This window comes from Bradyrhizobium iriomotense, from assembly GCF_018129405.1.
Lineage (GTDB): Bacteria > Pseudomonadota > Alphaproteobacteria > Rhizobiales > Xanthobacteraceae > Bradyrhizobium > Bradyrhizobium iriomotense_B.
The window spans coordinates 48,964-61,355 of sequence record NZ_JAFCLP010000032.1 but is presented as its reverse complement, the minus strand read 5'-3'; the positions used below and the strand labels follow the sequence as shown (position 1 = coordinate 61,355).

Annotated in this window: 9 protein-coding genes; 4 read left to right on the top strand and 5 right to left on the bottom strand. The window is 64.7% G+C overall.

Going from position 1 to position 12,392, the window contains the following annotated elements:
* Positions 1 to 266: 266 nt before the first annotated feature.
* From JQ592_RS36405 to ugpB, 5 genes are all read right to left on the bottom strand, one after another.
* A complete protein-coding gene (locus JQ592_RS36405) occupies positions 267 to 1,889 on the bottom strand; it encodes an ABC transporter substrate-binding protein (RefSeq protein ID WP_211407523.1) in 1,623 nt (540 codons plus the stop codon).
* A 551-nt stretch (positions 1,890 to 2,440) separates the two neighbouring features.
* On the bottom strand, positions 2,441 to 3,376 hold the full coding sequence (locus tag JQ592_RS36400; protein WP_211407522.1) for an aminoglycoside phosphotransferase family protein: 936 nt from the start codon (positions 3,374 to 3,376) through the stop codon (positions 2,441 to 2,443).
* 60 nt (positions 3,377 to 3,436) lie between these two features.
* A complete protein-coding gene (locus JQ592_RS36395) occupies positions 3,437 to 3,703 on the bottom strand; it encodes a protealysin inhibitor emfourin (RefSeq protein WP_211407521.1) in 267 nt (88 codons plus the stop codon).
* Between the two features lie 42 nt (positions 3,704 to 3,745).
* A complete protein-coding gene (locus JQ592_RS36390) occupies positions 3,746 to 4,777 on the bottom strand; it encodes a M4 family metallopeptidase (protein ID WP_211407520.1) in 1,032 nt (343 codons plus the stop codon).
* 214 nt (positions 4,778 to 4,991) lie between these two features.
* Positions 4,992 to 6,317 carry a sn-glycerol-3-phosphate ABC transporter substrate-binding protein UgpB gene (ugpB, locus tag JQ592_RS36385; protein ID WP_349630522.1) on the bottom strand — a complete coding sequence of 442 codons (1,326 nt, stop codon included), beginning with the start codon at positions 6,315 to 6,317 and terminating at the stop codon, positions 4,992 to 4,994.
* A 287-nt stretch (positions 6,318 to 6,604) separates the two neighbouring features.
* Here ugpB and JQ592_RS36380 point away from each other — a divergent pair, with 287 nt between their 5' ends.
* The 4 genes from JQ592_RS36380 to JQ592_RS36365 are packed head-to-tail and all read left to right on the top strand — an operon-like array spanning position 6,605 to position 12,140.
* A complete protein-coding gene (locus tag JQ592_RS36380) occupies positions 6,605 to 7,600 on the top strand; it encodes a TRAP transporter substrate-binding protein (protein WP_211407519.1) in 996 nt (331 codons plus the stop codon).
* A 54-nt stretch (positions 7,601 to 7,654) separates the two neighbouring features.
* Positions 7,655 to 9,685 carry a sensor histidine kinase gene (locus JQ592_RS36375; RefSeq protein WP_211407526.1) on the top strand — a complete coding sequence of 677 codons (2,031 nt, stop codon included), beginning with the start codon at positions 7,655 to 7,657 and terminating at the stop codon, positions 9,683 to 9,685.
* Positions 9,655 to 11,403, top strand: coding sequence for an ATP-binding response regulator (locus tag JQ592_RS36370; RefSeq protein WP_211407518.1), 1,749 nt, complete (start codon positions 9,655 to 9,657; stop codon positions 11,401 to 11,403). The genes JQ592_RS36375 and JQ592_RS36370 overlap by 31 nt, the downstream gene beginning before the upstream one ends.
* Before the next feature lie 5 nt (positions 11,404 to 11,408).
* Positions 11,409 to 12,140: a response regulator gene (locus JQ592_RS36365; protein WP_211407517.1), complete on the top strand. Its 732-nt coding sequence runs from the start codon at positions 11,409 to 11,411 to the stop codon at positions 12,138 to 12,140.
* Positions 12,141 to 12,392: the final 252 nt, after the last annotated feature.

Sequence of the window (12,392 nt, the reverse complement as noted above, 5' to 3'; positions counted from 1 at the left end):
TCCGGCCTCTCGACGGGAGTCCAGAAAGTGTCCACGATGTCTCCGAACACCCGTCCACCATCTCCCCGGTCTGAACAGTGGGAGAGGGCTGGGGTGAGGGGTCGCCCCGAGCGAGATCGGAGTTCGTGGCTACCCCTCACCCGTCTCGCCGCTACGCGGCGAGCCACCCTCTCCCACAAGGGGAGAGGGAATGAGAGAGTTGCGCCCACCTCACTCGACCAACGGACACAGAGAGACGCGGACAGATCGCTCGCGCCAGTCATGACTCACCCCTTCGCCATCGCGCGATAGTCGAGCCTCCGGTGGAACCAGTATTGGTAGCCGCTGATGTTCTTCTGCATCGCGACGTTGACGAAGGGCTGGTAGAGCGGGATGCGCGGGACGTCGGCGAAAGCAAGATCGACGAAACCCTTCACATCCTTGTCGTAGGTCGCGGTGTCGCCGGTGGCCGCTGCGGTGCGCGCGCCGTCGATGAACTTGTCCATCTCCGCCGACTTGTAGCTCATGGTGTTGAAGACGGAATTGTTGCCGTGATAGCACCAGTAGAAGAAGTACTCGGGGTAATCGAGCCAGCCCGAGAACACGTTGGTGAAGAGCGGCATCTCCTTCTTGTTCAACTCCGTGCGCCAGTTGGCGCCGGGCACCTTGTTGATGGTGGTCTTGATGCCGAGCTGGGCGAGGCTCTCCTGCACCAGCACGCAGAGCGGCTCGTTGACGCCGGCGAAGTTGAGATCGAACGAGATCGTGGTCTCGAAACCGTTGGCATAGCCGGCTTCAGTGAGCAGCGCCTTCGCCTTCTCCATGTCGGTGCTGTATTTGTGCGGCTGCGGCCAGGCGACGTCGGTGGCCTTGTCCTTGGGCGCGCCGAACATGGGATTGCCGAGGCCGAACAGCACCGCGTCCATGATCTTCTGATACGGCAGCGCATAGGCGATGGCCTGCCGCACCTTGACGTTATCGAACGGCGGCTTGGTCACGTTCATGCCGATATACTGGATGCCGTTGGAGAAGGGCAGCGACACCACGTTGAGCTTGCCGTTCGCCTTCATCTCCTGAAAATCCTTGAACGGCAGCTCATAGGAGATGTCGGCGTCACCGCGCTCCAGCAGCGCACGGCGGTTGCCGGCCTGCGGCACCATGCGCCAGATCACGCGCTTGATCTTGGGCAGCGGGCCGCCGACCCAATCCTCGTTGCGTTCCATGATCACTTCGGTGCCGGCGGTCCACTTGGTCACCTTGTAGGCGCCGGAGCCCGCGGTCTGTTGCTTGGTGTATTCCAGACCCCAGGGATCCTTCTCGCTGGCATTCTTCTTCACCAGCTCGGAATTGACGATGCAGGGCACGATGACGGCGAGATCGGGAACCGTCAGGCGATCCTTCTTGGCGAAATCGACGCGCACGGTGGCATCGTCGACCACGACAAACTGCTCGGGCTTTGTGAGAGAGCCCGCGCTCATCTGGAAGGTCGGGAAGCCGCCGACGCTGACCGCGCGGTCGAGCGACCACTTCACGTCTTTCGCCGTGACCGGCGCGCCGTCGTGGAATTTGGCGTTCTTCTTCAGCTTGAAGGTGACCGACATGTCGTCGATCTTGAAGTCCTCGGCGAGCTCGCCCTTGAACTTGTCGCGGTCGTAATAGGGCACGCCGCCGGGACCGCTCTTCATCTCGTGGCTGATCAGCCGGTCGTAGCAATTCCAGGACACCTCATAGCCGGGCACGTTGGTGCCGACGCCGTGGATGTCGAGATTGTTGGGGCCGCCTTCCGAGACGATCAGCAGCGTCTCCGAGCGCGCATCGGCCTTGGCCGAGGACATCACCGAGGGCATGGCCGGAAGCGCCGCGCCAGCGGCCAATCCGGAAACGGACTTGAGGAAATCGCGGCGCTTCATGAAATCGCTCCAACACAAAAGTTTCTGGTTGGAACTGGATTCGCAAGGTTCGTGCCAAGGCTTAAGGGAAGCCTAATCGAGAGGTAAGCGATTGATATTGTGGTGGAACCTGGATGGAGGGCGCGGTTTCAGGCAGCCGCTCAACGGCTAGCATTGCATACAAAGAGCGGCATTTGCCTAATTTATGAACTTGAGATGAGGCTCGCTCAATTTGGTTGCAAAACCCTTGGCGTCGTCCCGGCGAAGGCCGGGACCCATACCGCGTGATCTATCGACCACGGGTGATGCCAATCCCGAACGACCAGTCATCGCCAAACTCACCTCGGTGGTTATGGGTCCCGGCCTTCGCCGGGACGACTCCTGTTGTTGAACGAGAGCGCGCGCCCTCTCTGTCGTCGTCCTGGCAGGACCCATTACCCCAGGGAGGCGTTTTGCGAAGACTCGTGGTTGCGAGTTCGCACAACACTCCTCCCTGGGGTAATGGGTCCTGGATCGGCGCTCCGCTTCGCTGCGCTGGTCCAGGACGACGGCGGAGGGTGGGGCGCGAGCGGTCACTCCGCCCAGATCAAGTCCTGCAACTCAACCAGATCATCCGCCTGCTCCTGCCAGCCCTCGATGCAGATGTGGCTGTTGAGATCGCTGGCCTGGTGCAGCAGCATCAGGGCCATCAGGCGGCGCTTGAGCGTAGCGTCCAGCCTTGCATAGCCAAAACCTGCGAGCAGGCTGCGCACCCTTCCCGGCCGGCCCGCGGCCATGAAGGCGCTGGGGCCGAGCAAATCGTAATCGCGCCATCCGGCGCGGACGTCGCCGAAATCGAACAGGCCTTTGAGCGACCAGGTGCCGTCATCACAGCCGAGCAGGAAATTCTCAGGGATGTATTCGCCGGTCAGGATCACCGGCGGTGCGTCCATCGGGATCAGCGCGGCCGCATCGCGCAGGAGATCGTCGAGGCCGTCGAGGAATTTCGGCGCAAGGCCGAGACGCTCGTGCCTGGCACGACAGCCCTGCATCTGGGCGCGCATGAAATCGGCCCAACGCGGCTCGATGTGTGCGAGCGGACCGAGCGGGGCGCGCTGCACCGACGCGATGGTCTCGCCGATCTGGCGCAGCACGCGCTCCTTCTGGTCTTCCGCCAGGGACGGCCACACCTCCGAGCCGAGCGTGCCGGCAAGACGCGTGATGACGAGGTAGGGCCAGCCGTCGCGCACTCCTTCCGCGACGATCTCGGGGATCGGCAAGGACAGCCGGCCGGCGAGTTGCGTCAGCGAGCCGCGCTCGGAGAGGAATTGCGAACGGAGCAGTGGCGGAAAAATCTTCAGGATCAGGCGCTCACCGAGGCCGACCACGAGATTGGTGCCTGTTACGAAGACTTGCGGCGCGCTGACATCGAGACCGTGGCCGCGCGCAATGTCGAGCGCGACCGGCAGCCATCGCGACCGGTCGGCGCGCAAGGCGCGGTAGGCTTCAAAGCTCGTCGACGCGGACATGCCCCAAACGCCCGCGAAATCCGGCGGCAGCGTCCCCTCCATCACAGCGCGAGCCCGCCCCTATTCCAGGACATCCTTGACGCTGCTCTTGATGGCCTGGGGGACCGCATGCTCGGGGACTTCGATCGTCTGCGCGCCGCGCGTGATCCGGTAGGTGAACGCGTCGGCCTCGCCCCGGCGCGCAGCAGGGATCTTGCCCGGATCGGCAAACAGCTGCTCCATCGTCTTCTGATCGGCAGCCGACAGATCCGACAATGCCACCTCGCCGCGGCTCTTGAGGTGAGGACCGCCGAAGCCGGCGAACCCTCCGACGCGCTCGATCTTCAAGCGATCCACGCTTGCTTCCTTTCGTAACGCGGTGCGGCCCGATTACAGCCCGACCTTCTTCCATCCCGCATCGACGGCGGCGAAGACCGCGGCGTCGCCGGGATACAGGGTGTGGGCACCCTGCCGGGTCCGCGCCGCGAACGCCTTCATCGTCATGTTCGGCGTCGGCCCGAAACCGGTGAGCGAATGGTACCACACCTGGCCGATCTTGGCCCAGCTGTATCCGCCGAGCGTGGTGCAGGCCGTGTAGAAGGCGAGGTTCGGCGGGCCGCTGGCGTAATGCGGGTCCATGCCCGGCGTGATTTGCGAATATTTGGTCGGTTGCGGCGCCAGGCAGTGCTTGGCTGCGGGATTGGCCATGTCGCGCAAGCAGGCGAACCCCTTCTTCTTGGCGCCCGGCCCCATGATGTCTTTGCCGATCAGCCAGTCGGCCTTCTTGACATCCTGCTTGGCCTCCCACTGCCGGAACATCGAGCCGAAACAGTCGGAGACGCTCTCGTTGAGGCCGCCGGCATCGCCGCTATAGGCGAGCTGGAGGCTGTGCTGGGTGACGCCATGGGTGAGCTCGTGGCCGATGACGTCGTTGCCTTTGGTGAAGTCGACGAAGATGCTGCCGTCGCCGTCGCCATAGATCATCTGCGAGCCGTTCCACATCGCGTTGTTGTACTTCTCGCCGAAATGGACCGACGACATCATGGTCATGCCGTGATCGTCGATCGAATTGCGGTTGAAGACCTGCTGGTAGAACTTTGCGACCTTGGTGGTCTGGTTGAAGGTGCGCTTGACGGAGCCGTCCGAGGACGTCTTCGGCTTCGGCACCGGCGTTCCCGGTAGCGTCTGCGTGTGCTTGCAGTCGTAGACGGTGACGGACGGCGCCGCGGCCAGCGTGACGAGTCCCGCGGCACGCGCTGCGGTTACGCTGGTCAATTTCGCGGCCTGGTTCCGCAATTCGCGCAGTTCATGGCTGATCTGGACCGTGTCGACCAATTGCTTGCGCAGCGGGGCGGACAGCTTCTTGTCCTGGGACAGCCTGGTGAGAACGTCGTTCGGGATGATGCAACACGTGCAGGGCATAAATGATCTCCATTGCACTTTTTCCGAAAATGGACAGATGAAATGATCTTAAAGATGATTGCTGCCGGCGAGCGGCAGGCGTCGGCGCCGGCCCGGCGTCACGCATGCGGGATTATCGCAGGCGCAGGCGCCGTTGCGTGTGAGCTTGCACACACTTCCGGGTTGCGTGATGTCGGATGGGGTCCGCCGATACAAAGTCGCCGGAGCGACTCGTTTACCGCTCCGGGCTGGCGCGCTCGAACTGGCGCAGCAGCTTGTTGCCGCGCTCGACGGCGGAATCGAGGGCCTTTTGCGCGCTCTTCTGGCCGGCAAAGGCCTGCTCCAGCTCGTCCTCGATCACACCGCGAATCAGGACGAAGGAGCCGAGCCGGATGCCCTTCGAATTCTCCGTCGGCGGATGCAGCGTGATCTCCTCGAACGAGATCGCCGAGCCAGGATTGCGCTCGTAGAAGCCTTGCGCCCGCGTCAGCTCGAAGGCGGCGCGGGTAACCGGCAGATATCCGGTGTTCTGGTGCCAGGCGGCCTGCACGCCGGGCTGCGACAGATAGGCGAAGAAGCGCGCCACGCCCTTGTATTCTTCGCGCGGCCGGTCGCGCAGCACCCACAGCGTGGCGCCGCCGATGATCGAGTTCTGCGGCGCATCCTTCACGTCCGGCCAGTACGGCATCATGCCGTAGCCGATCTCGAATTTCGAATTCGCCTTGATGTCGGCCCGCGTCGCCGAGGAGCCGATGAAGATGCCGCATTCGCCGTTCTGGAAACGCGGCTCGGCCGCTTGTCCGCGGCCGCCATAGTCGAACAGCTTGGTCTTCTGCCATTCGCTGAGCGCTGCGATGTGATGCACGAGCGGCGGATTGTTGATGGTCAATTCCGCATCCAGCCCGGCAAAGCCGTTCGCCCGCGTCGCCACGGGCAGATTGTGGAAGGCGGAAAAATTCTCGACGTGGATCCACGACGGCCAGGACGTGGTGAAGCCGCACGCCGCCCCGCGGTCGCGCAGGCGCTTCGCAGCGGCACCGAGCTCCGGCCAGGTCTTCGGCGGCGCCTCCGGATCGAGGCCGGCGTCGCGGAACATGGTCTTGTTGTAATAGAGGATCGGCGTCGAGGAATTGAACGGGAACGACAGCAGATTGCCGGCCGCATCGGTGTAATAGCCGGAGACCGCGGGAAGGTAGTCGTTGAGCGAGAACGGCTCGCCCTGGTCACGCATCAGGCTGAACACCGGGTAGATCGCGCCCTTGGCCGCGGTCATGGTCGCGGTGGCGACCTCGTTGACCTGGACGATCGCGGGCTGGCTGCGCGAGCGGAAGGCGAAGATCGCCGCCGTCACCGTCTCGGTGTAGCTGCCCTTGTAGGTCGGGACGATGCGGTAATCCGGTTGCGAGGCGTTGAAGTCGGCGGCGAGTTTGTCCAGTTGCCGGCCGAGTTCGCCGGACATGGCGTGCCACAGCGCGATGTCGGTGGCGGCGCGCGCCGGGGAGGCCAATGCGAGAGCCGCAAGGACGGAGACGATCTGCAGAAGGCGCGATGCTGACGTCACGATGGCTCTTCCCGTCTCAAAGGCGACTGTCCCTGCTTAAGGCGGGGCATTGGCGGTTTCAACCGGGAATAAGGTCCAGCCGCGCCGCACAATCAGCCCGCGGGCCGGGCGCGGGATGGCCTTCCCTTAACCATCTGCTAGAGCCCCGTTCCGGTCGGAACGGGGCTCTAGATTCTTAATTTGACGCGTTTTCTTTACGCGAACCGGTATCCACTTCGCTTGAAAACGCTTTAGATTGCGTTGAACCTTTTGCTCCCGCCATAGACTCCACCACTAAGGGGCTGAGTGTGCCAGTGTTGAGCCGTGCCGAACTCTCGCGGACCGGGGTGGTTTTCGTCGCGCTTTTGCTCGCGCTCTGCGCGACGGACGCCGTTGCGCGCGAATTCCGCGCCGCCGACACCCAGACCGAGGATTACCCGACCGTGCAGGCGCTGCGCTACATGGGCGCCCTGATCGCCGAGCGCACCGGCGGCCGGCACGAGGTCAAGGTGTTCCACTCCCGCCAGCTCGGCGAGGAGAAGGAGACCATCGAGCAAACCCGGGCCGGCGCAATCGACCTCAACCGGACCAATGTCGCCCTGATCGGCAATTTCGTTCCGGCGATGAACGTGCTCGCCATGCCGTTCCTGTTCCGGTCCATCGAGCACATGCAGAAGGTGCTGGACGGGCCGATCGGCGGCGAGATCCTGAACAGTTTCGAGCCCTACGGCTTCGTCGGGCTCTGCTTCTACGATTCCGGGGCGCGGTCGATCTACAACGGCGTCCGCCCTATCAGGAGCATCGAAGACCTCCGGGGCCTGCGGATCCGAGTGCAGCAGTCGGAGTTGATGAGCCAGATGATCCGCTCGCTGGGCGCAGAACCGGTCGAGATGCCCTATGGGCAGGTGCTCACCGGGCTTGCAAACCACCTGATCGACGGCGCCGAAAACAACTGGCCATCTTTCGTGACGACCGACCATTACAAGCATGCCGGGCACTACACGCTGACCGAGCACACGATGAGCCCCGAGGTGCTGGTGATCTCGCTGAAGGCCTGGCAGAGCCTTTCGGCGGAGGACCAGACCCTCTTCAGGGAGGCTGCGCAGCGCTCCAGCCGGTTCATGCGCGAGAAGTGGCGCGACCTCGAGGAGCAGTCGCAGCTTAAGGCGCGGGCGGCCGGCGTCAGCATCGTCAGGGATATCGACCGCAAGCCGTTCGAGGACGCCATGGCCGCGATCTACACCAAGGCCGCCCAGGACCCCGCCGCAGCGGCACTGATCGAACGCATTCGCAAGGTGGAGTGAGCCCAGTTGCCTGCGCTTGGACACAGCGAGCACGCAGACAGGCCGCCCGGCCCGATCGGGCGGGTGCGCGCGCGCCTCGTCGGCGCGCTCCGGGCCGTGCCGATCCGCTGGCGCATCCTGTCGATCGCGGCGCTGAACTCCGCGGTCGTGGTGGTGCTGGTGGCGCTGATCTGGAACGGCTCGCAGGTGCTGGGCTCGGCCTGGGACGACGTGCGCCAGGTGCGCGAATCGGACCGCATCCTGGCGCTGCTCGAGAGCGAGACCGGGCGGCTGCACAATCTGATCCACCGCTACATCAACCAGCCGAGCCCGGACCTGTTCGCCGAGATCCTCCTGCTGCGCGAGGCGGTGCTGGGCACGCTGAGCAACCGCGCCGCCAAGGACCCGATGCTGTCGGGCTCGGTCGAGGAGCTGGAGCGCACCACCGAGCGCTTCCTCAACGGCTTTGGCGAGCTGCGCAGCGTGCAGGCGACGATCGCGAAGACCTATGAGGAGCAGGTGCAGGGGCCGGCCAGGGACATGGCCGGCCTCTATTCCATCATCGAGGGCGCCACCGGCCATCGCGACGCGCTGATCTGGCCCTCGCTCGGAAAATCCCGCGAGGCCTTCACCGCGATGCTGGTCGCGGCCAATTCCTACTATCTGTCGCAGTCATCGGGCGCCGCCGACGATGCGCGCCGCCACACCGAGACGATCGAGAAGACCATTCCGGTCATGATCGATCTCGCCGACAACGACCTCCAGCGCATGGCGCTGCAACGGCTCGCGGCCCGCACCGCCGCGCTACGCGAGGGCTTCGCAAAACTCTCGGAGCAGCTGACGAGCCGCACCGAGCTGCTGCGCAACTCCATCGACGCCAGCCAGGCCGAGGCGATCGGCGCCATCGACGATCTCTCCACCAAGATGCGCCAGCGCGAGCAGAAGGCGCAGGAGACCTTCGACCGCACGCTGGCGGATATCTCGCGGCGGGTGCTGTCGATCGCGGTGATCTTCCTCGGCATCATCCTTACCGCCGGCGTGCTGATCGCGCTGTCGATCCGCCTGCCGCTGCAGCAGATCATGGCCGCGATGCGCGCGATCACGCTCGGCAACCTCGACCGCGAGGTGCAGGGCACCAAGGCACGCGACGAGGTCGGCGCCATGGCGCGCGCGGTGGAAGTGTTCCGCGAGAACGCCATCGCGAAGCGCGAGACCGAGGACGAGCTGCGCGCCTCGAAGGAGAAGGCCGAGAGCGCGCTGCTCGAGCTCAATACCGCACAGCAGAATCTGATCGATGCCGAGCGGCTCGCAGCGCTCGGCGGTCTCGTCGCCGGCGTTGCCCACGAGGTCAACAACCCCATCGGCATCAGCCTTACCGTGGCGTCGAGCTTTGCCCGGCGTACCGAGATCTTCGAGGCCCAGCTCAAGGGCGACGGCGGCCTGCGCCGCTCGCAGCTGGAGGAGTTCGTGCAGTCCTCGCGCGACGCCTCGCAGCAGCTCGTCGCCAACCTCACCCGCGCCGGCGAGCTGATCCAGTCGTTCAAGCAGGTCGCGGTCGACCGCTCCCATGCCGAGCGGCGGCAGTTCTCACTCAGCGAAGCCACCGACCAGATCATCGCGAGCCTCAGGCCCGTGCTGAAGCGCTCCCCGATCACGCTCGAGGTCGACGTGCCCGAGGGGCTGCTGCTGGACGGCTATCCCGGCTCCTACGGCCAGATCCTGACCAACCTCTTCCTCAACGCCGCCAACCACGCCTTCGCCGACGGGCGCGCCGGCACCATCACGATCTCGGCGCGGCCGCGCGGGGCCGACGACATCGAGATCATCTTCACCGACGACGGGGCCGGCATGACCCCGGACGTGCAGCGCCAGGCCTTTGACCCATTCTTTACCACAAGGCGCAATGAAGGTGGCACGGGACTCGGGCTGCATATCGTCTATAACCTTGTCACCCAGCAGCTCGGCGGTCGCATGATGCTGGAATCCAAGCTGGGACAAGGCACCACTTTTCGCATTATCATGCCCCGGGTCGCCAAGGGCGGCGCGCAAAGCACAGAGACTGACGGGACTTCTCAATGGCCGAACAGGACGATGTCCTCCACCTGATCGACGACACCGGTACCGCGTCGGAGGACCAGAACGCACGGAAATGGAAGATCGCCGTCATCGACGACGATCCGGCCGTGCATGACGGCACCCGCTTCGCGCTGTCCGACTACAGCCTCAACGGCCAGAGCCTGGAGATTCTCTCCGCCTATTCCGCGGCGGAAGGGCGCAAGCTGATGGCCGCGCACAGCGACATCGCCGCGGTGCTGCTCGACGTCATCATGGAGACGGATGTGGCCGGCCTCGAGCTGGTCGAGTTCATCCGCAACGAGATCAGGAACGAGACGGTGCGCATCATCCTGCGCACCGGCCAGCCCGGCCAGGCGCCCGAACGGCGCGTGATCGTGCAGTACGACATCAACGACTACAAGGCCAAGACCGAGCTCACGGCCGACAAGCTGTTCACCTCGCTGACCGCGGCGCTGCGCTCCTATCAGCAGCTCGAGCGCATGGTGCAGACACGGCGCGGGCTCGAGATCATCATCGACGCGGCCTCGACGCTGTACGACTTCAAGTCGATGCAGCGCCTTGCCGAGGGCGTGCTGACCCAGCTCGCCTCGCTCCTCAATGTCGACTGCGCCGGTATACTGGTCCTGCGCGACAACGGCGGCGGCGACCCCGAGCTTTCGGTGCTCGCTGGCAGCGGCTGCTACAGCCGCTTCATCGGCACCACATCGTCGAAGGCGCTCGACCCCGAACTGCGCGAGATGGTGGAAGCCGCGTTCCAGCGCCGCAAGAACGAATTCGCCGACCACCGCAGCGTGATCTACTTGCGCACCGGGTCCGGCCGCGAGGTGGTGGTGCTGCTGCAGGCCGAGCGCGAGCTGTCGGAGACCGACCGCTCGCTGGTCGAGATATTCTCCAGCCGGCTCTCGATCGCGTTCGACAACGTCATCCTCTACCAGCAGCTCCAGGACGCCAACACCCAGCTGGAAGACCGCGTCGCCCAGCGCACCCGCGCCCTGATGCAGGCCAACCGCCGCCTGTCAGCGCAATGGCTACGGCTGCAGCGCGCCAACGGCTTCAAGAACGAGATTTTGGGCACCGTCGCGCACGATCTGAAGAATCCGCTCGGCGTCATCCTCGGCCGCACGGAGATGTTGAAGGAGCTGATCTCGACCGGCGCGTCGGCAAGCGGCGTCGTCTCGCAGGTCGATCACATCCGTGATGCGACGAAGCGCCTGACCACGATGGTCGACCATCTGATCTCGGACGCGATGGCCGATGCCTTCGACATCACCATCCGCCGCGAGCCGGTCGACGTCGCCGCGCTGGTCAAGGAGGTCGCCGAGGCCAACCAGCCGCTCGCCGTCAACAAGCAGCAGGCGATCAGCGTCACCGCGCCGCCCAACATCGTCACCATGTGCGACACCGACCGCATCCGCGAGGCGATCGACAACCTCATCAGCAACGCCATCAAATACTCGCCGATCGGCGGCAAGATCGGCGTCGCCGTCATCCACGAGGGCAGCGAAACCATCGTCCGCGTCAGCGACGAGGGCGCCGGCCTGTCGCCGGAGGATCTCGGCCGCTTGTTCGGCCGGTTCCAGCGGCTGTCCGCCAAACCGACCGCCGGCGAGAGCTCGACGGGGCTTGGGTTATCCATTGTGAAGCGTATCATCGACATGCACGGCGGCGAGGTGACCGCCGACAGCGACGGCCCCGGCAAGGGCTCGACCTTCACCATCACCCTCCCAGCGACCGAGATGCCGATCTAGAGACCATGACCCAAAGCCAGCACATCATGATCGTCGACGACGAAGCTCCAGCCCGGGAGATGGTCGGCGATTACCTCAAGATGCACGGCTTCACCGTGACGCTGTGCGACGGCGGCAAGAGCTTGCGCGCCGCGATCGAGGGCGGCTTGCCCGATCTCGTCGTGCTCGACCTCAACATGCCCGAGGAAGACGGGCTCTCGATCATCCGCGACCTCAAGAGCCGCAACAACGTGCCCGTGATCATGCTGACGGCGACCGCGAGCCCGATCGACCGCGTCGTCGGCCTCGAGCTCGGCGCCGACGATTACGTGGCAAAACCCTGCGAGCTGCGCGAGCTGATGGCGCGCATCCGTTCGGTGCTGCGGCGGAGCACGCCGGCGAAGGCGGCGGACAGACCGGCTGCGAAATCGGACAAGGAGCAATTGGTGCGCTTCGGCACCAAATGGCTCGACCTCGAAGCGCAGGCGCTGCGCGATGACGAGGGCAACGAGCATCCGCTCACCGCATCCGAATTCGGTTTGCTGAAGGTGTTCGCGGCCAATCCGAAGCGCGTGCTGTCGCGCGAGCGCCTGCTCGAACTCGCCAATGCGCGCGACGCCGAAGCCTTTGACCGCGCGGTTGACCTCCGCATCATGCGCATCCGCCGCAAGATCGAGCCCGATCCGGCCAAGCCCGCCGTGATTCGCACCATCCGCGGCGGCGGCTATCTGTTCTCGCCCGGTGGCGATAAGGCGTAAGGGCCTCCATTGTCGTCCTGGCGAAAGCCAGGACCCATTACCCCGAGCGGTGGTTATGGCACGAGGCTGGTAACCCCGAGTCTTTGCCTCATATCTTCCTGGGGTAATGGGTCCTGGATCGGCGCTCGCTCTGCTCGCTTGTCCAGGACGACGGGGTTTGGGTTGAAGCAACACCGAACGCCAAACCCCGAAATACGTTCCCGGCGCCGCCATCCGCGTCAAAATCCCCACCCCCGTATTTTCCGTACATTG

Coding starts and splice junctions, on each gene's coding strand:
- JQ592_RS36370 (WP_211407518.1), top strand. CDS start 9,655: ATGGCCGAACAGGACGATGTCCTCCACCTGATCGACGACACCGGTACC.
- JQ592_RS36400 (WP_211407522.1), bottom strand. CDS start 3,376: ATGTCCGCGTCGACGAGCTTTGAAGCCTACCGCGCCTTGCGCGCCGAC.
- JQ592_RS36405 (WP_211407523.1), bottom strand. CDS start 1,889: ATGAAGCGCCGCGATTTCCTCAAGTCCGTTTCCGGATTGGCCGCTGGC.
- JQ592_RS36390 (WP_211407520.1), bottom strand. CDS start 4,777: ATGCCCTGCACGTGTTGCATCATCCCGAACGACGTTCTCACCAGGCTG.
- JQ592_RS36365 (WP_211407517.1), top strand. CDS start 11,409: ATGACCCAAAGCCAGCACATCATGATCGTCGACGACGAAGCTCCAGCC.